Raw genomic sequence first — 19,057 nt, 5'->3', positions numbered from 1 at the left:
TGTTGCCTGCCGTCGCGCCCCGGGAGTCCCCAACCATGCGTCACCTTCACGCCGAGACCGTTGCCATGAGCACCGACAAGGCCACCGACGCAACGAACCTCCAACTCCCCCTGCTCGCCGCCCAGGCCGGCATTCTCTACGCCCAGGCCCTCGCCCCGGCCGACCCCGGCTACAACACGGGCGACCGCGTCGAGATCCGCGGCCCGCTCGACCCCGACCTGTTCGAGCGCGCGCTGCGCCAAGCCGTCGGCGAGGCCGAGACGCTCCGCCTGCTCGTCGCCACCAGCCCCGACGGCACGCCCGTACAACGCGTCCCGGCCGACCGCGAGCACTCCCCGGGCACGCCGTACCCACTGCACCGCCTCGACCTGCGCGCCGCCGCCGATCCGCGCGCCGAGGCCGAGGCGTGGATGCGCGCCGACCTCGCGCGCCCCGTCGACCTCGCCGCCGGCCCCCTCGTCACGCACGCGCTGATCCGGATCGCCGACGACTGCCACTGGTGGTACCAGCGCGTCCACCACATCGCCGTGGACGCCTACGCGCTGACCCTGATCGGCCGCCGCGTCGCCGACCTCCACACCGCGCTCGCCGCGCACGCGGAGCCCGCCCCGAACCCCTTCGGCACGCTGCGAGAGCTGGTCGCCGAGGAGGCCGACTACCGAAGCGGCGACGCGTACGACACCGACCGCGCCTTCTGGCTCGACCGCCTCGCCGACCGCCCCGAGCCGGTCACACTGTCCGCCCAACCCGCCACTCCCCTCCCCGGCAATGGAATCCACCGTCGCAGCATCGAACTCGGCGCCGCCGAGACGGCCCGTCTCACCGCGGCCGCCGAGCGGGCCAAGGCCACCTGGGCCGAGCTCCTGATCGCCGCCACCGCGGGCTACGTGCACCGCCTCACCGGTGCCCGTGACATCGTGCTCGGGCTGCCGCTGCTCAACCGCCGCAGCCCCACAGCGCTGCGCACGCCCGCCATGACCGTCAACATCCTGCCGCTGCGCATCGCCGTGCGGCCGGCGGACACCGCGCCCGAACTCCTGCGCCGCGTCGTGCTCGAACTCCGCGCCGTCCGCCGCCACCAGCGCTTCCGCCAAGAGGACCTGCGCCGCGAACTCGGCGCCGCCGGACGCGAACAACCGCTCTACGGACCGATGGTCAACATCAAGACCTTCGAAGGCGACCTGCGCTTCGGCGAGTCGACCGGCACCGTGCACAACCTCGCCGCCGGCCCGGTGGACGACCTCGCCGTCGCTGTCGTACCGACCGCCGCCGGCGGCCTGCGGATCGACCTCGACGCACACCCGGCCCGCTACGACGCGACGACCCTCGCCGGCCACGAACACGGCCTGCTGCGCTACCTCGACGGCCTCGCCACCCTTCTCGAACAGGACTCCCCCGCGGCACCCACCGCAATCAACCCCACCGCGTCCACCACGCCCATCGCCCGCATCGACCTCCTCACCCCCGCCGACCTCCACCGGGCCACCGCCGGCCGCGCCGAACCCCGCGTCACCACCACGCTCCCCGAGCTGTACACCCGCCGGGCCGCCGCCACCCCCGACGCGATCGCGATCCGCGCCGGCGCCGACACCCGCACGTTCGCGGAGGTCGAGACCGCCGCCAACCGCCTCGCACACGAGCTGATCGCCGCCGGCGTGGCCGCGGAGGTCCCCGTCGCGATCGCCCTGCACCGCGGCGTGGACACCGTCGTCACCCTGCTCGCGGTGCTCAAGGCGGGCGGCGTCTGCCAGTTCCTCGACCTCGGCCACCCCGGCCGGCGCACCGCCGCCGTGCTCGACGACACCCGGCCCGCGTGCCTGATCGGCAGCACCGACGCGGTCCGCGGCCTGCCCCCGCACGACATCCGCACGCTGCTGCTCGACGACCCCGGCACCCGGCTCCGGCTCGCCGCGCACCCCGACCGGGCCCCGCACCCGCCCCGCCCGGACCAGACCGCGTACGTCATCCACACGTCCGGCTCGACCGGGCGCCCCAAGGGTGTCGCGATCGGCCACGCCTCCCTCGCCAACCTGTGCGCGAGCCACGGCACCGACCACATCGCGCCCGCCGTCGAACGCACCGGCCGCGCGCGCCTGCGCATCTCGCACAGCGCGTCGTTCGCGTTCGACGCGTCGTGGGACCCGGTCCTGTGGATGGTGCACGGCCACGAACTGCACCTCCTGGACGACGCGACCTACCGCGACCCCACCGCACTCGTCGCCTACGTGCACGAACACCGCGTCGACTACCTCGACGTCACCCCCACCTACTGCGAAGCCCTGATCGCCGAGGGCCTGTTGGCGCCCGGCAGACACCACCCGGCTGTGCTCGTCGTCGGCGGCGAGAGCGTCCCCGAGCCGCTGTGGCAACGGCTGTCGGCCACTCCCGGCAGCCGCCCGATCAACCTGTACGGTCCGACCGAGACCACCGTCGACGCCTACTTCTGGGGCCCGGACGGCACCGGCGGCCCCGTGCGCGGGTCGCGCGCGTATGTGCTCGACGGCTCGCTGCGCCCGACCCCGGTCGGCGTCACCGGCGAACTGCACATCGCCGGCGCGTGCCTGGCGCGCGGCTACCTGAACCGGCCCGACCTGACCGCCGAACGTTTCGTCGCCGACCCGTTCGGCGCGTTGCACGACGACCCCGGTGGCCGGATGTACCGCACCGGAGACCTGGCCCGGCGCCGCGCGGACGGCACACTCGAACTGCTCGGCCGCGCGGACGAGCAGGTCAAGATCCGCGGCTTCCGAATCGAACCCGGCGAGATCCAGGCCGTGTTGGCCGCTCACCCCGATGTCGCCCAAGCGGTCGTCATCGCCCGCGACACCGCGCACGGCAAGCGGCTGCTCGGCTACGTCGTACCCGCCGAGGCGCGGACCACCGAGGGCGCGACCATCGTCGGCCGCACCGCGGGCGACGGCCCCGACCCCGAGGCACTGCGCGCCTACCTCGCCGCCGAGCTCCCCGACCACATGGTCCCGGCCGCCGTGCTCGTGCTGCCCGCGCTGCCGCGGACCCACAACGACAAGATCGACCACCGCGCCCTGCCCGACCCCGAGCCGATCGCGCCCGGCACGCAGGACGGTCCGCGCGGGCTGCACGAGGAGATCCTCTGCGGGCTCTTCGCGGCCGTCCTCGAACTCCCCGAAGTCCCCTCTCAGCACGCCGACTTCTTCGATCTGGGCGGCCACTCGCTGCTCGCGGCGCGACTCGCCGCCCGCGTCCGCGAGGCATTCGACGCGCCGCTCGGCCTGGCCGACGTGTTCCGTCGCCCCACCGCCGCGGGACTGGCCGAGCTGGTCCGCGCGGCCGGCGGCCCCGAGCCGCGCCCCGCGCTCGCACCCGTACCGCGCGGCATCGACCGGCTCCCGCTGTCACCCGCGCAGCAGCGCCTGTGGTTCATGTACCGCCTCGAAGGCCCGAGCCCCACCTACAACATCCCACTCGTGCTCACCCTCACCGGCCCGCTCGACCGGGACGCGCTCGAACTCGCCCTCGCCGACCTGGTCGCCCGGCACGAGACGCTGCGCACGGTCTACCCGGTGATCGACGACGAGCCGTACCAACGGGTCCTGACGGCGGATCAGGCCCGGCCCGCGTTGCACCACGCCACGACTTCGGCCACCGACGCCGCGATCACGGACGCCGTACGGCACTGCTTCGACCTCGCGATCGAACCCCCGCTGCGCGCCACCCTGTTCGGCGCCCGGCACGACCCGCACGAACACACCCTCGTCCTGCTCCTGCACCACATAGCGGGCGACGGCGCGTCCACCACCCCGCTCGCCCGCGACCTCGCCGCCGCCTACGCCGCGCGCGTGGCCGGCCGCGCCCCCGAACTCGCCCCGCTGCCCGTGCAGTATCTCGACCACGTCGCGTGGCAGGCCCGGCTGCTCGGCGCCGCCGAGGACCCGAGCCCGCTCGCCACCCGGCAGCTCGCACACTGGAAGCACGCGCTCGCCGGCCTGCCCGACGAGCTCGACCTGCCCACCGACCGCCCCCGCCCGATAGTCGCGTCGTACACCGGCGACACCGTCCCGTTCCGCCTCGACGCGACCACGCACGCCCGTTTGGCGGACCTCGCCCGCACGAGCGGCGCAAGCGTGTTCATGGCCGTGCAAGCCGGCCTCGCCGCGCTGCTGACCCGGCACGGATGCGGCACCGACATCCCGCTCGGCACACCCGTCGCGGGCCGCGACGACGACGCGACGGCCGACCTCGTCGGGTTCTTCGTCAACACCCTCGTGCTGCGCACCGACACCTCGGGGGCGCCGACCTTCCGGACCCTGCTCGACCGCGTCCGCGGCGCGACGCTCGCCGCGTACGAAAACGCCGACGTGCCGTTCGACCGCGTCGTGGACGAGCTCAACCCGCCTCGCTCGCTCGCCCGGCACCCGCTGTTCCAGGTGATGATCGCGTGGCAGTCGCTGCCCGACGCCGAGTTCGCGCTCGGCCCGCTCACCGCCCGCATGGTGGCCGTACCGTCCGGGACCGCCAAATTCGATCTCACGCTCAATGTGGGCGAATTGCACGGCCACGGCATCGGCGGCTTCCTGGAGTTCCGCACCGACCTGTTCGACCGGGCCACCGCACTCGGCCTGTCCCGCCGGCTCGCCGCACTGCTCACCGCCGCCGTCGCCGAACCCGACGCCCCCATCGGCCGGCTCCCGCTGATCGACGAGCACGAGCGGCACCGCGCGCTCGTCGAGTGGAACGTCGGCCCGACCGCGACGGCGACCGCCTCGTCCACCCTGGTCACCCGCTACGAACTGACCGCCCGGGCACACCCGGACCGGATCGCGGTGACGTGCGCGGGCATGGCGCTGAGCTACGCCGAGTTGTCCGCGCGCGCCAATCGACTGGCCCGGCTCCTCGCCGCGCGCGACATCGGCCCGGGGGACATCGTCGCGCTCGCGCTGCCGCGTTCCCCCGAACTGGTCGTCGCCCTGCTCGCGGTCGCCAAGGCCGGCGCCGCCTACCTCCCGCTCGACCCGGACTACCCGGCCGACCGGCTCGCCTACATGCTCGACGACGCCGCGCCGGTCGTACTGCTCACCGACTCGACGACCGCGCGCCGGCTGCCCGCCCACGAGTTGCCGCGGATCCACGTGGACGGCCGCGACGCCGACGCCTACGCGAGCTCCGACCTGGGCCAGGAGCAGCGCAAGCGCCCGTTGCGCGCGAGCGACCCGGCCTACGTGATCTACACGTCCGGTTCGACCGGTCGGCCCAAGGGCGTTCCGGTCACGCACCACAACGTCGCCCGCCTGTTCACCGCCACCGACCACTGGTTCGGCTTCGGACCCACGGACGTGTGGACCCTGTTCCACTCCTACGCGTTCGACTTCTCGGTCTGGGAGCTGTGGGGCGCGCTCCTCTTCGGTGGCCGGCTGGTCGTGGTACCGCACCTGGTCAGTCGCGACCCGGCCGAGTTCCTCGACCTGCTGGCCCGCGAACGGGTCACCGTGCTCAACCAGACCCCGTCCGCCTTCCACCAGCTGGTCGCCGCCGACCGCGAGCGCCCCGGGCGCGAACTCGCGCTGCGCTACGTGGTGTTCGGCGGCGAGGCGCTGGAACCGGCCCGGCTCGCCGACTGGTACGAGCGGCACGCCGACGACGCGCCCAGGCTGGTCAACATGTACGGGATCACCGAGACGACGGTGCACGTCTCGTACCATCCGCTCGACCGCGCCTCGGCCGCCGCCGGGGCCGCGAGCACGATCGGCGTCAACATCCCCGACCTGCGCGTATACGTGCTGGACCGATACCTCGAACCGGTGCCGGCCGGGGTGACGGGCGAGATGTACGTGGCCGGCGAGGGCCTCGCGCGCGGCTACCTCGGCCGGCACGCGCTGACCGCCGAGCGGTTCGTGGCCGACCCGCACGCGGCCCGGTTCGGTGAGCGCGGCTCGCGGATGTACCGCTCCGGCGACCTCGCCCGGCGGCGCGCGGACGGCACTCTGGAGTACCTCGGCCGGGCCGACCAGCAGGTCAAGATCCGCGGCTTCCGGGTCGAACTCGGCGAGATCGAGGCGGTGTTGGCCGGGCATCCCGCCGTCGCGGACGCGGCGGTGGTGCTGCGCGAGGACACCCCCGGGGACAAGCGGCTCGTCGGCTATGTGGTGGCGGCGCCCGACGCGTCCGGTACCGCGCTGCGTGCACACACCGCCGAGACGCTGCCCGTGCACATGGTGCCCTCGGCCGTGGTCGTGGTGGACCGGCTGCCGCTGACCGCCAACGGCAAGCTCGACCGCAAGGCCCTGCCGCGCCCGGACCGCACCGCGGCCGTGACCGCCGGACGCGCCCCGCGCGGGCCCCGCGAGGAGCAGCTGTGCGCGCTGATCGCCGACGTGCTCGGGATCCCTCGGGTCGGCGTGGACGACAACTTCTTCGACCTGGGCGGGCATTCGCTGCTCGCGGTCCGGCTCGCCGGGCGGATCAGGGCGGTTCTCGGCGCGGACGTCGGGATCGGCACGATCTTCCAGGCACCCACCGCCGCCGGCCTCGACGCCGCGTTGGACGCGACCGACCGAACCGACGCGCTGGACGTACTGCTGCCGCTGCGCCCGGCGGGCGAGGGCGACCGCGCCCCGGTGTTCTGCGTGCACCCGGCGGGTGGCCTGTCGTGGTGCTACGCGGGCCTGATCCGGCACCTGCCGACCGATGTGCCGATCCACGGCCTCCAGGCGCAGGGGGTCGGCCCGGTGACCGCCGGCGAGCCGCTGCCGAAGACGTTGGAGGAGCTGGCCGCGCACTATGTGGACCGGCTGCGCGAGGTCCGGGGCACCGGCCCGTACCGGCTGCTCGGATGGTCGACGGGCGGCATCATCGCGCACGCCATGGCGACCCGGTTGCAGGACCTGGGCCACGAGGTCGAGCTGCTCGCGATCCTGGACGCGTATCCCGCCGAGGGCTTTCGCGAACTGCCCGTCCCGGACCGGGCCGAGGCGTTGGAGGCGCTGCTCACGATGGGCGGCTACGGGCCGGAGAGCCTGGCCGGCAGGCCGCTCGAACTCGCCGAGGTGATCGCGGTGTTGCGCCGCAAGGGCAGCCCGCTGGCCGGCCTCGACGCGGCGACGATCGAGGCGCTCAACGACATCTACCTGAACACGAACCACCTGGTACGCGCCTTCGACCACCGGGTCTTCCGCGGCGACGTGCTCTTCTTCCGGGCGACCGTCGACACCATCGACGACACGCTCACTCCCGAGACCTGGGCCCCGTACGTGACCGGTCGGATCGACAACACGAACGTGGCCTGCTCGCACAAGGACATGACCCTGCCCGGCCCGATCGCGCACATCGCGCGCGTCGTCGTCGACCGCCTGACCGAGCTGGAGAACGACACCCATGAGTGACACGCCCACCAACCCCTTCGACGGCGATCACGGCGGCGAAGGCGGCGACGAGTTCCGCGTGCTCGTGAACGAGCTCGGGCAGCACTCGCTGTGGCCCGGGTTCGCCGCCGTGCCCGCGGGGTGGACTGTCGCGCACGGCCCGTGCGCGCGCTCGGTCGCGTTGGACTGGATCACCGCGCACTGGACCGACCTGAGCCCGGTCGCGCGGTGAGCGGGGAACGCACCGAAGCGCTCCCGAACGAGCCGAGCCGGCCGGACCCGCCGGCGCCGACCCCGCCGGGCGCCCCCACCGCCACGACTTCCACCACCTCCACCGCTGCCACCGCTGCCACCGCCCGCGTCTCCACGCTGATCGTCGTGCTCGTCTACACGGCCGCGATGTGCATGAACGGGCTCGACTCGACGATCGTCAATCCGGCCCTGCTCACCATCGCGGACGACTTCGATCAGCCCGCGGTGGCGGCGAACACGGTCGAGATCGCGTTCCTGGTCGCGCTCGTGGCGGCGCTGCCGGTCGCGGGTCGGCTGAGCGATCGGTTCGGCACGAAGCGGATCTTCCTCGGCTCGCTCGCGGTCTTCACGGCCGCGTCCGCCGCGTGCGGGCTCTCGCAAAACCTCGAATCGCTCGTCCTCGCCCGCGTCGTCCAGGGTCTCGCGGGCGGGCTGCTCACCCCGGTCGGGATGACCATCCTGTTCCGGGCGTTCGCGCCGCACGAGCGGGCCAGGCTCGCGAAATGGCTGATCGTGCCGACCGCGCTGATGCCCGCGCTGGGTCCGCCGCTCGGCGGCCTTCTGACCGAACACCTCTCCTGGCACTGGCTGTTCCTGGTCAACGTGCCGATCGGGATCGCCGCCGTGCTGCTCGGCCTGTACGGCCTGCGCGAACACCGCGAGGGCGTGGTCGGGCCGTTCGACCGGACCGGGTTCCTGCTCACCACGCCGACGCTCGGGCTGCTCACGTACGCGCTCGGATTCGGCCCGTCGCAGGGTTGGACCTCGCCGGCCATCGCGATCAGCGGGGTATTGGGTCTCGGCCTGCTCGTCGCCTCGATCGGCCATCAACTACGTGCCACCGGACCGCTGTTGCGGCTGAGCTTGCTCACCGACCGGGCCTTCGGGTCGGCCACCGCGCTGGCGCTGCTGACGTCGGCGGGGCTGATGGGCGTGTTGTTCGTGTTCCCGCTGCTCTACCAGGCGGCGCTGGGCGCGTCGGCGCTGGACGCGGGCCTCGGGGTCTTCCCCGAGGCGGTCGGGCTGATGTTCGCGTCGCAGGTCGTGGACCGGCTGCTGCCGCGACTGGGCCCTCGGCTGTTGACCACGCCCGCGCTGGTGCTGGCCGCGCTGGTGTTCGCGGCGCTGGCGGTGCCCGGCGTGGCCGACCACGCCTGGGCGGTACGGGTGTTGATGTTCTGCGTCGGGCTCGTGCTCGGCACGGCCGTGCTCACCGTTCAGATCGCCGGCTTCGGCGGGATCGAGCCGCCCGACATGGGCCACGCGATGGCCCTGTTCACGATCGTGCGTACGCTCGGCGGCTCACTCGGCATCGCGGCCGGCGCCGCCGTGATCGAGGCATTCGGCGGTTCGGACGGGCACGACGCGGCCGAGCCCGGCCCGTACCGCGCGGCCATCCTGCTGACCGCCGGACTGGTCGCGCTCGGCGCCCTGTTCGCCCTCCGACTGCCACGCGAGGCGCCGGCCCCACCGCCGTTCGACGACGACGGTGCCGACGCCGCCGGGCACGGCGACCCGGGCGACCGGAGTGCGGACCGCGAGAGCGCGACCGGCGACCGCGTCGGCGTGGCCGCCGGGCGTACCCGAACCGGCGACAAGGGCGCTCCGGCAGGCGCGTCAACGCCCGTCTGACCACGAACCCTCGGCCGACAGCAGCCCGACGAGTCCGCCGGCGAGCCCGCCACGCCAACAGGCGTAGTCGTGGCCGCCGTCGAACTCGTCGTAGGCGACCTCGTAGCCGCGCTCGACCAGCACGTCCCGCAGTCGCCGGTTCTCCGCCAGGAGCATCCACTCCAGCAGGCCGACCTCGAGGTGGAACCGGATCGGCAGCCGCTTGGTCACGGCGAACCGGCGGGTCAGCCATTCCGCGCCGTCGTTGCTCTCGTCCGGGTCCGGCCACCAGAACGACCCCGACTGGGACAGCGCGTTCCCGAACCGGGTCGGCCGGTGGAAGGCCGCGAACGCCGCCGTGAGGCCGCCCGCGCTCTGCCCGGCGACGACGGTGTGCGCGGGGTCCTCGCCCACCCCGTACCGCTTGCCCGCCCACGGCAGCAGGACGTCCGCGAGCCAGTCCACGAACGGCTCGCTACAGGTGAGGTCGACCATCCGCCGATCGCGGCCCATCGTGTCCACGAGCAGCGCGACCGTGGGCGGGATCCGGCCCTCGGCGTGCAGGTTGTCGAGCGTGTCGCCGATCGCCAGGACCGATCCCCACACCTCGCCGTCGAGCAACACCGCGACCCGGTAGGGCCCTTGCCCGAACGCGTGCCCGGCGGGCAGCAGGACGCTCACCCGGCGGCCGTCCACCGTGGTGTCCTCACGCGAGCCGCGCGGTACGCCGGGCCTGCGGTGCGCCCACGGCTGCGCGGGCGCGTCCGGCAACTCCAGTACGGACGACGGGTTGCGGCCGTCCCGGGCGGCCAACACCGGCGCGGCGTTGAACGGATCGGGTACCGCGGCGTCCAGCACACTCAGCCACGCCTTCCGGTCGGTGCGCAGCGTCTCGGCACGCGGGCCGGTGCCGACGAAGAACTGGTACGACGCGCGCAGGTCGGCGGGCAGCCGATGGGTGATCGCCCAGCCGTCGGCGCCGGGCAGCCTGCGCATCAGATGCGGCGTCAGGTCGCCCGCGTGCCGGTCCCGGTCGGTGAACGTGTGCAGCAGCGCGAGTACGTCGGCGGCGGGCGCGGCCGGATCGTCCCGCCAGACGAAGGTGACCAGGCGCCGGGCGGGATCGGTGGGATCCGGCTCGACCAACGGGGCTCCGCCGGACTCGACCAAGGCCCAGAACTCGGCGCCGGCATCCGGCCGACCGGCGGCGACCGCCTCGGTCAGCGCTTGCAGGATCGGACTGTCCATGGTGCGAGTCGCTTTCTAGGCGAACCATCCGCGCGAATACGGCGGATAAGGCGAATACGGCGGATACAGCAGCTACGGCGGCGGCGGCAACGGCTACAACAGCCCCGAGAACCGGCGCGGCCCCGGAGGCGCGTGACGCTCCCCCGGGGCCGGCCGTGTGTCGGTCCGTCAGGACTTGGCGGACAGCGCCTTGCTGATGACGTTCAGCACGACGTCCGCCGCGAGCGGCCCACCGCGCGTGGACCACACCGAGCCGTCGACGGTGACGACGTGGTTGCTCTTGACCGCGTTCAGCTCCTTGTACGCCGGCTTGTTCTGGACCTCCTTGAGCGCACTCGCGCCGTCCGCGGTGAGCGTGCCCAGGAACAGCCAGTCGCCGTCGATCTCGTTGATCTTCTCCAGGCTCAACGCCGGGGTGTGCGCGTTGCCGTCCTTGTCCTGGGCCTTCGGGCGGGTCAGCCCCATGTCGAGCGCGACGCCGGAGGCGAACTGGCGCTTCTCCATCCAGCTCGGGCCGTTCGGGTTCCAGCGCACGATGCTGACCGCGGCGGCCTTGTTCGCGGTCAGCTCCTCGCCGGTCTTCTTGGCCTTGGCCTCGTAGTCGGTGATCACCTTGTTGGCCTGGTCGAGCTTGTTGACGGCGTTGCCGACGCCGCGGAAGGACAGCTTCCAGTCGTCGGTGGGGGCCATCGTCACCAGCGTCGCGGGGGTGATCTTGCGCAGCTGCTTGAGCACCTGCTCGTCCTGCATGTCACCGGCGAGGATCAGGTCCGGCTTGGCCGCGATCACCTTGTCCATCACGGGTTGCAGCAGGTTCCCCACCACGTCTATGCCCTTGACCTTCTCGGCGAGGTAGGCCGGCGGCTTGTCCAGGCCCTGGCCGTTGGTGATGCCGACCGGCTTGACGTCGAGCGCGAGCACGGCGTCGAGGTCTTCCTGGGTGAGCACCACGATCCGCTTGGGGTTGGCCGGCACCTGTACCGCCGTGCCGGTCGCGTCCTTGACCGTGCGGGTGCCGCTCGCCGAGTCGCCGGCGGGCGCGCTCGGGGCGGACGACGAGCCCTTCTTGTCGGACGACTTCGAGTCGGAGTCGGACCCGCACCCGGTCAGGAGCAGGCCGGCCGCCCCCGCCACGGCGAAGAGCCGAACCACGCGCCGCCGGGTGGGCACGAGCGAGCGAAGAGAAGAGGACATGACGAACTCCGGGCGTGGAAGGGCAGGGGTCGGCGGGCACGATCGATCCACCACCCCTGTGATTTCTTAGGTAAGGCTTACCTTATTGACACTGGTCCGAATGGTCCACCGCCCGGCCCTCGGCCGGCTCGCGTCGATGACATACGCTGCCGACAACGAACCCGAAGCCGGATGCACGACGGATGCGAGTCGGAAGCGACGCGGAGCGGGGTGCATGGGAACGCAAGGCGAAACCGACACACCGCGACGGGGGTGCGCGGTCGAGTCGCCGACCCGCGCGTCGGCCCGTGAAGGCAGCCGCGGCCACATCGACGCGACCGTGCTGGTGGTCGACGACACCCCCAGCAGCCTGCACCTGATCGGCAGTTGGCTGCGCCGGGCCGGACACACCGTGATCGAGGCGGCCACCGGTGCCGAGGGGCTGGCGATCGCCCGGGCGGCGGCCGAAGAGGGCGACGGGATGGGCGTCGCGATCGTGGACGTGCGGTTGCCGGACATGAGCGGCTTCGAGGTGTGCGAGCAGATCAAGGACGATCCGCTCACGTCGAGCGTGCCGGTGATCCACGTGTCGGCCGGCGCGGTCACCGTGGGGGGTCGGACGCAGGGCCTGTACCGCGGCGCCGACGCGTACTTGATCGAGCCGATCGATCCCGCCGTGCTGCTGGCCACGGTCCAGGCGGCGCTGCGCTATTCGCAGGCCCGGCGCAGGGCCGAGCACACCGCGACCGTGCTGACCGCGCTCGCGCGCGCGACGATGCTGATCAACGCGGCCCGCACGGTCGAGCAACTCGGCAACGCGATGTCCACCGGCGCGGCCCGGATCACCCGCGGCCCCGCGGCGGCGTACGTCCGCGACTTCGACGGCCGCGCCCGGCGGACGGTGGTGACCGCGCACGGCGCCGAGCCGGCCCAGGGGAGCGTGCCGCCGAGCATGTTCGACACCCTGCTGCGGTTCGGCGGGCTCGGCGAGGGCGCCGGCAGCACATCGGTGGTCGTCCCCGGCGCCGATTGGGTCCGCCGGATGCCGGACGCGCTGCTGGAGACGCCCGTCCACCTGGTGGTCTGCCGCACGCAGGTCACCCGGCCGCCGACCGCGCTCGCCGTCCCGGCCCATTCGGTACGCGACACCGAGACGGCCGAGGCGCTGCACGAGTTGACCCGTACAGGAGCCCTCGCGGCCGAGGCGCTGCGCTCGTACGCCGAGGAACACGCGCTCGCGCTGACCCTGCAGCGCAGCTTCCTGCCCGCGACCCTGCCGGACATCCCGGACGCGGACATCGCGGTGCGCTATCTGCCGGCGTCCGATCAGGCGGCGATCGGCGGCGACTTTTACGAGGCGGTCGCGCTGGACGAGCACCGGATCCTGATCGCGATCGGCGACGTCGCGGGCCACTCGCTGCGGGCCGCGACGATCATGGGCGAAGTGCGGCACTCACTGCGCGCGTTCGCGAGCGAGGGCCATCCGCCGCACGCGATCCTCGACCGGATGAACGCGATGATGCTGCGGTTTCAGCCGTACGAGGCGGCCACGGTGTGCGTGCTCGTGTTCGACCCGGTCCACGGCGACATCGAGATCGCGAACGCGGGCCACCTGCCGCCGCTGGTGCTCACCGAGGACGGTGCGACGCGCTACCTCGCGGTACACGGGCCGCTGCTCGGCCTGGGCCTGCCCCGCCCGGACACCACCCACGTGCGCCTGGCGGCGGGCGATACGTTGGTGCTGTACACCGACGGCCTGATCGAGGAACGGCACAGCGACCTCGACACGGGGATGGCACGGCTGCGCACGGAGACCACCCTCGCCTGGGCCGCCCACACCGACCCCGAGCAGCTGGCCGACCACCTGCTCGCCGCGCTGGGCGGCGACAAGCGCGACGACATCGCCCTGTTGATCCTGCGGCGTCGCTCCACGGCCCGTCCGGCGTTCGAGGACGACACCCCGACCGACGCGACCCTCGGGGCCGACCGACGCACCCCCGCGAGCCCGTCGGGCGGTTGAGGACGGCCCGCACGGCGACCCGGCGAACGGCTCGACGGCCCGCTCGACGTTCGATGCGCGGGACGGCTCAACCTCAACGGCTCAACGGCTCAACGGCTCAACGGCTCACAAGAAGCATTGCCCCTCGCCGCGATACGTGGGGACCTCGTCCACGACGCGGTCCCCGGACACCAGGTGCACGCGCTCGAAGCGTTCGCACAGTTCGCCGGCCTTGGCGTGCCGCAGCCACACCCGGTCGCCGATCCGGAGCGCGTCGGCCGCCCTCCCGCGCAGCGGCGTCTGTGCCTCCCCCGGGCCCTCCAGCGGATCGAATCGCAGGCCGCGCGGGTACGTCGGGATCGGCAGCCGATCGGGCCGCAGCGGCCCCGACGCGGTATAGCCACCGCCGAGCGCGGTGACCATGCCCGGCGCGGGTCGGCGGACCACCGGCAGCGCGAAGAACGCGGCGGGCGTGGGCCGGAAGGCCGTGTACGCGTCGAACAGGCCGGGAGCGAACAGGCCGGACCCCGCGGAGACCTCGGTGACGTTGGGAGCCTTGCGGGTGGTCTCGATCGAGCCCGTGCCGCCGCCGTTGACGAATTCGAGCGGGGTCAGCGCGCGGACCCGGTCGACCGTCTCGGTGCGGCGTTCCTCCAGTTCGGGAGCGGAGACGCGCTGCATGCCGCGGATCAGGGCGCTGAAGATCGGCCGGCCGGCGATCCGGTTGCCGAGGCCGGCGATCTGGGCCTCGTAGCCCATCAGTCCGACCAGGCGCAGCTCGGGCCGGCGCAGCACCTCCTCGGCCAGCGCGACCACCTGGGCGGGGGTGTGCAGCGGTGAGCGGCGCACGCCGAGGTGGACTCGGCCGCCGAACAGGCGTAGCGACACGTCGAGTTCGAGGCAGACCCGGACCGGGTTCCGCCGGGTCGCGCCGGCCCGGGCGATCAGGTCGAGCTGCTCGACGTCGTCGACCATGACGGTCACGTCGGCGCCGGTGCGGACGAGGCGGGCGAGCGCGGGCAGGTCGGCGGAGGGGTATCCGACGACGATGTCGGTGCTCCCCGACTCGGCCAGCCACAGGGCCTCGGGCAGGGTCAGCGCGAGGATGCCGCGGAACGCCGGCGAGTGGTCCAGGGCCCGGGCGACGAGCGCGCGGACCCGGATCGACTTGCTCGCGACCCGGATCGGCATGCCGGCGGCGCGGCGGGCGAGGTCGGTCGCGTTGGCGTCGAACGCGTCCACGTCCACGCACGCGAACGGCGCGGTGAGGGCCGCGGTGGCCCGTTCCAGGCGGGCGTGTTGGTCGGTCGTGACCTGCGGGGGCGCGCCGATGAGGGTCATGTCTCGAAGTGTCGTGGCCGCGCGCGCCGAAGAGAAACAGCGATGTCGGCCGCGATTGACAACCGTTCCGGCATCTCGGGGTCGCCGCCCGTCGGCCGGGTCCTCCGGCCGTCGGCTGCCCCGGTCGCCCGGCCGCCGCGCCCCGGGCCCGTTCAGAACCCTTCCGGGTGCTCGATCCGGCGGACCAGCTCCACTTCGCGGTCACGCACGCGCAGTGCCGCCGCCACGAAACGGTCGACCAGGGCGTTGGGCCGGTCGAGGCGGCGGCCCAGCACGAGTTCCGAGCCGGGTACGTCGTCGATGGCGAGATAGCGGACGTCGGGATGCGGGGTCCAGCGGGCCGACGCGGCACCGGTGATCATGCAGGCCTGGCCGGCCGCGACGAGCAGCATCTCCTCGGTCACCGAGCGCGCGAACACCACGCGGGCGCCCGGTTCGCGGTGTTCGCCGAGCGACCAGAACCGCTCGGCCGGGTCGTCGGAGTGGCCGACCGCGATGATCTCGTCGGCGAGCTCGTCCACCGATACGTGCGTGCGGTCGGCGAGCCGGTGTCCACGGTGTACGGCGACCACGAGCGGCTCGACGAACAGCGGGTGGAACTCGATCCCGGAGCCGCCGATCGGCAGCCGCAGGAACGCCGCGTCCATACCGCCGTCGTCGAGCCCGGCGGAGCGGTCCTCGTAGGAGAACTCGCGCAGTTCGACCCGGACGCCGGGGGCCACCCGGGCGAACTCGGCGAGGATCGGCGAGGTCAGTTCGAGCGCCGCGCCCACGGTCGCGCCGAGCCGCAGCGTGCCGAGTTCGCCGCGATCGGCGAGCCCGGCCTCGGTCGCCGCGCGGTCGAGTACTGCAAGTGCCTCGCGGGTCGCGTCGAGGAAGATCACACCGGCGGCGCTCAGCCGGACGTGCCGAGTGGTGCGGTCGAGCAGCCGCACGCCGACTTCCTGTTCGAGCTCGTGGATCTGCTTGCTGAGCGCCTGCTGGCTGATGTGCAGGCGCGCGGCGGCGCGACTGAAGTGCAGTTCCTCGGCCACGGCGAGGAAGTAGCGGAGCCTTCGGGTGTGCACGTCCACGGTCGTCGAAGTCTAGTGCCGTGACCGATCGCCCCCGATCGGGTGACCGCGGCCGGTTTCGGTGGGTCTTCCCGGTCGGGGGCCCGTACGGTTTCGGGGTGACCCGGACCCCCCTGACGAATACCCTGCCGACCCTGGCTGCGGCGGCCGTACTCGTCCTCACCACCCTCACGGCGCCGGCGGCGGCGGCCGCGGCGCCGTCCGGGAACTGCCTTCCGGTACGGATGAACCAACTGCGCGCGCTACAGGACCGGTTGGACGGCCTGGCGCTCGACGGCCTGGCCGGGAAGAGCCAATACTGGTACGTGGACGCGGCCCGCTGCACGCTCACGCTCGCGATCCTGCGCGGCACCGCCGACCCGGCCACCTCGGCCTTCCTCGACACCGCCCGGCTGGTCCCGGCCCTGGTCGAGGTCGTCGAGGTCGACGCGCCGATCGAACCGCGTGTGGGCCTGGGGCCGACCCCGGCGTCCCCGACCACGCCCGCGGTCGACTTCCACGGCGGCAGCACCATCTACAGCGGCCTGACCGGCACGGTCTTCGTCTGCACCGCCGGCTTCAACGGCTACCGCCCGGACACCACGACCACCGCCGGCCACTGCGCCCGGGACGCCCCCACGTGGTACGACGCCGACGGCACCGCGATCGGCACGGTGGGCACGTCCCGCTTCCCGGGCGCCGACTGGGCGGTGGTCCCCAAGGCCGCGGGCGTCACCCTGGCCCCCGACATCGCCGACGGCAACGCGTACACCCCCATCACCGCCTTCGGCCAACCCCGCCTCGACGACCGGGTCTGCGGCACCGGCGCCACCAGCGGCACCCAATGCGGCCGGATCGACGCCACCGACGTCACGGTGAACTACCCCAACGGCGCCGTCACCGGCCTCGCCCGCAGCACCCAATCCGGCGCCGCCGGCGACTCCGGCGGCCCGGTCCACAGGAACCGGACCGCGGTGGCCCTGATCAGCGGCGGCCCCCGAAACGGCACCCCCACGTTCATCCAGCCCCTGAACTTCTGAGCCGCACGCGCCTTGACGAGGAGCTGGTGCCGGGCGCGGCACCAGCGGGCGGATTGCCGTTGACGGTGCTCAGCCGCGCAGGAGTTCGAGTTGTTTGGTCAAGGTGTCCAGGCCCCGGTAGGTGAGGCCGACCAAGGCGACGTGCTTCCAGCGGAGGATGCCCTCGGCGTCGATGATGAAGACGGCGCGGCGCAGGGCGTTGCTGCCCAGGCCGATGCCGTAGGACTCGACGACCTTGTGGTCGGTGTCCGCGAGCAGCGGCATCCGCAGGGTGTACTTGCGGGCGAAGCGCTCGTGGCTGTCCAGGTCCTGGGGGCTGATGCCCCAGACCGTGGCGTCGAGGTCGGTGAATTGTTCGAAGCCCGACGAGTACGAGCACAGTTGCTTCGTGCACACCGTGGTGTCGTCGCCCGGGTAGAAGGCGAGGACGACCGGGCGGCCGTGTTGGGCGGACAGGGTCAGCGGTTCGCGCTTGGCCTCGCCGTCGGTCAGGTGCACCGAGTCGAGGGTGAAGTCCGGGGCGGGGGACCCGATTTCGGGGGTCTTGGACACTTGGTGGTCTCCTTGGCGGGCGATACGCGGGGTTCGGGTCCGTGACGTTACCGGTGGGTGTCAGCGGGCGGCGATGCCCGTCCGCCTGACCAGGACCGCGATCGCGGGCAGTGGGAACAGCAGCAGGAACAGGTTCGGCAGCCACCACTCGATGGCGAAGTCGCCGCGCAGCGCCCAGAAGGCGACCGCCTGGAGGCCCGCCGTACTGGTCAGGACCAGCGAGATCAGCATCAGCGGACCGGCCGTCGGCGCGACCGTGCCCCGGCTCGCGCGCAGGGCCGCGATTCCGGTCGCGCTCGCCGCGAGGTCCAGGAGCAGGAAGGAGTAGTTCCAGTCGCTCAGTACGGGATCGGTGTAGTCCTTGTACGCGTACTCGGCGGGGATCAGCGCGAGCAGCGTGACCGCCCAATAGAGCACGAAGCCCACGTCGACGACGGTCATCGAGACTCGGGTGAAGCACATGACGTCGACCGTGCGCACGTCACTCATGCGCCGCCCCGCCGCCCAGGTACAGCACCGCGATGCCGACCACGACGAGCGCCGCCCCGAGCACGGTGGCCGGTTCGAGCGGTTCGTCGAAGAGCACCACGCCGCCGGCCACCGCGCCGACGGTGCCCAAACCGGACCAGATCGCGTACACCGGGCCGACGTTCAGCGATTTCAACGCCTGCCCCAGGAGAACGAACGCGACGAGGTAGCCGACCGCGACCGCGATGCTCGGGACGAGCCGGCTCAGCCCGTCGGACGCGCGCAGCGCGAGCGTCGCGGTGACCTCGGCGAGGATCGCCGCGCCAACGAGGGTGATCGGAATCATGCCGCGCCGCCGAGCTCGCCGACCATGTTCGTCAACAGCGCGCGCAGGCGTATGTGCGCCTGGTCGTGGGGCGCGCCCAGGTCGAGCAGTCGGGCCGTCCACCAGCCGTCCACGGCCATCCGGACCAGGTCGGCGACCGCCGGATCGATGCCGTCCGCACCGAGCCGCTCGCGCCATATCGCGTACCGCGCGCGCAGCACGTCGAGCACGTCCGGACCCCCGGCCGCGGCGAGAAGCGCGAGGGGGACGTGGTCGGCGCCGCTGCGGTCGCCGGTCGGCGACTCCTCGGGGATGCTCGCGTCCAGCCACGCGAGCGTGAACGCGCCCGGCGGCGAGCCGGGTTCGGGCAGCACCGCGTCGAATCGGTCGGCGAGCCGCACGACGACGCCCTGGACCAGGGCGCGTTTGCTCGGGAAGTGGTGCAGCAGGCCGCCCTTGCTGACGCCGGCCTCGCGGGCCACCGCGTCCAACCGGACCGCGTCGACACCGTCGCGCACCAGCAATCGTTCGACCGCGTCGAGAATTTGATCGCGCATCGGCGCGCCCCCCTGTTCTCCCTCGGAATTCGCCCGGACCGTCCGGACGGTCGGGGGTCACGGTAGCAGGAGATCACCGCCGATGTGAGCCGGCGACGGGGT

13 protein-coding genes are annotated in these 19,057 nt (G+C 73.0%); 5 read left to right on the top strand and 8 right to left on the bottom strand.

Annotation, left to right across the window (positions count from 1 at the left end; all coding sequences use genetic code 11):
- Positions 1–65: 65 nt before the first annotated feature.
- The 3 genes from OG928_RS28490 to OG928_RS28480 all read left to right on the top strand — a co-directional run bounded on the left by OG928_RS28490 (position 66) and on the right by OG928_RS28480 (position 9,221).
- Positions 66–7,358, top strand: coding sequence for an amino acid adenylation domain-containing protein (locus OG928_RS28490; protein ID WP_406288909.1), 7,293 nt, complete (start codon positions 66–68; stop codon positions 7,356–7,358).
- The gene (locus tag OG928_RS28485) at positions 7,351–7,569 is read left to right on the top strand and encodes an MbtH family protein (protein WP_406288907.1); all 219 of its coding nucleotides are present in this window, start codon (positions 7,351–7,353) and stop codon (positions 7,567–7,569) included. The genes OG928_RS28490 and OG928_RS28485 overlap by 8 nt, the downstream gene beginning before the upstream one ends.
- A gap of 137 nt (positions 7,570–7,706) precedes the next feature.
- Entirely contained in the window at positions 7,707–9,221 is a 1,515-nt protein-coding gene (locus tag OG928_RS28480; RefSeq protein ID WP_406291275.1) for a DHA2 family efflux MFS transporter permease subunit, read from the top strand.
- Here OG928_RS28480 and fes read toward each other — a convergent pair.
- Both fes and OG928_RS28470 read right to left on the bottom strand, forming a co-directional pair.
- Positions 9,207–10,448 carry an enterochelin esterase gene (gene fes, locus OG928_RS28475; RefSeq protein ID WP_406288904.1) on the bottom strand — a complete coding sequence of 414 codons (1,242 nt, stop codon included), beginning with the start codon at positions 10,446–10,448 and terminating at the stop codon, positions 9,207–9,209. The genes OG928_RS28480 and fes overlap by 15 nt on opposite strands.
- Before the next feature lie 168 nt (positions 10,449–10,616).
- Positions 10,617–11,642: an ABC transporter substrate-binding protein gene (locus OG928_RS28470; RefSeq protein WP_406288902.1), complete on the bottom strand. Its 1,026-nt coding sequence runs from the start codon at positions 11,640–11,642 to the stop codon at positions 10,617–10,619.
- 214 nt (positions 11,643–11,856) lie between these two features.
- Here OG928_RS28470 and OG928_RS28465 point away from each other — a divergent pair, with 214 nt between their 5' ends.
- Positions 11,857–13,641 (top strand): SpoIIE family protein phosphatase, encoded by a 1,785-nt coding sequence (locus OG928_RS28465; protein WP_406288900.1) that lies wholly within the window; start codon positions 11,857–11,859, stop codon positions 13,639–13,641.
- A gap of 105 nt (positions 13,642–13,746) precedes the next feature.
- On the opposite strand, the gene OG928_RS28460 is transcribed toward OG928_RS28465, so the two are convergent.
- Complete coding sequence (locus OG928_RS28460) at positions 13,747–14,961, bottom strand: amino acid deaminase/aldolase (RefSeq protein WP_406288898.1); 1,215 nt, start codon at positions 14,959–14,961, stop codon at positions 13,747–13,749.
- Between the two features lie 152 nt (positions 14,962–15,113).
- Positions 15,114–16,034, bottom strand: coding sequence for a LysR substrate-binding domain-containing protein (locus OG928_RS28455; protein ID WP_406288896.1), 921 nt, complete (start codon positions 16,032–16,034; stop codon positions 15,114–15,116).
- Between the two features lie 98 nt (positions 16,035–16,132).
- On the opposite strand from OG928_RS28455, the gene OG928_RS28450 reads away from it, so the two are divergent.
- Positions 16,133–17,053, top strand: coding sequence for a S1 family peptidase (locus OG928_RS28450; protein WP_406288893.1), 921 nt, complete (start codon positions 16,133–16,135; stop codon positions 17,051–17,053).
- A gap of 69 nt (positions 17,054–17,122) precedes the next feature.
- Here the strand turns inward: OG928_RS28450 and OG928_RS28445 are convergent, their stop codons facing one another.
- Genes OG928_RS28445 through OG928_RS28430 form a run of 4 tightly spaced genes read right to left on the bottom strand, consistent with a single transcriptional unit; the run spans position 17,123 to position 18,955 of the window.
- Positions 17,123–17,605, bottom strand: coding sequence for a peroxiredoxin (locus OG928_RS28445; RefSeq protein WP_406288892.1), 483 nt, complete (start codon positions 17,603–17,605; stop codon positions 17,123–17,125).
- A gap of 60 nt (positions 17,606–17,665) precedes the next feature.
- Positions 17,666–18,094 (bottom strand): DUF5360 family protein, encoded by a 429-nt coding sequence (locus OG928_RS28440; protein WP_406288890.1) that lies wholly within the window; start codon positions 18,092–18,094, stop codon positions 17,666–17,668.
- Entirely contained in the window at positions 18,087–18,419 is a 333-nt protein-coding gene (locus tag OG928_RS28435) for a DMT family transporter (RefSeq protein ID WP_406288887.1), read from the bottom strand. Before OG928_RS28435 ends, OG928_RS28440 begins: the two co-directional genes overlap by 8 nt.
- Positions 18,416–18,955: a TetR/AcrR family transcriptional regulator gene (locus tag OG928_RS28430; protein ID WP_406288884.1), complete on the bottom strand. Its 540-nt coding sequence runs from the start codon at positions 18,953–18,955 to the stop codon at positions 18,416–18,418. The genes OG928_RS28435 and OG928_RS28430 overlap by 4 nt, the downstream gene beginning before the upstream one ends.
- Positions 18,956–19,057: the final 102 nt, after the last annotated feature.

The sequence above is a fragment of the Embleya sp. NBC_00896 genome, assembly GCF_045207785.1.
Lineage (GTDB): Bacteria > Actinomycetota > Actinomycetes > Streptomycetales > Streptomycetaceae > Embleya.
The sequence above is the reverse complement of the archived record's forward strand: the minus strand, read 5'-3'. Positions and strand labels throughout refer to the sequence as shown.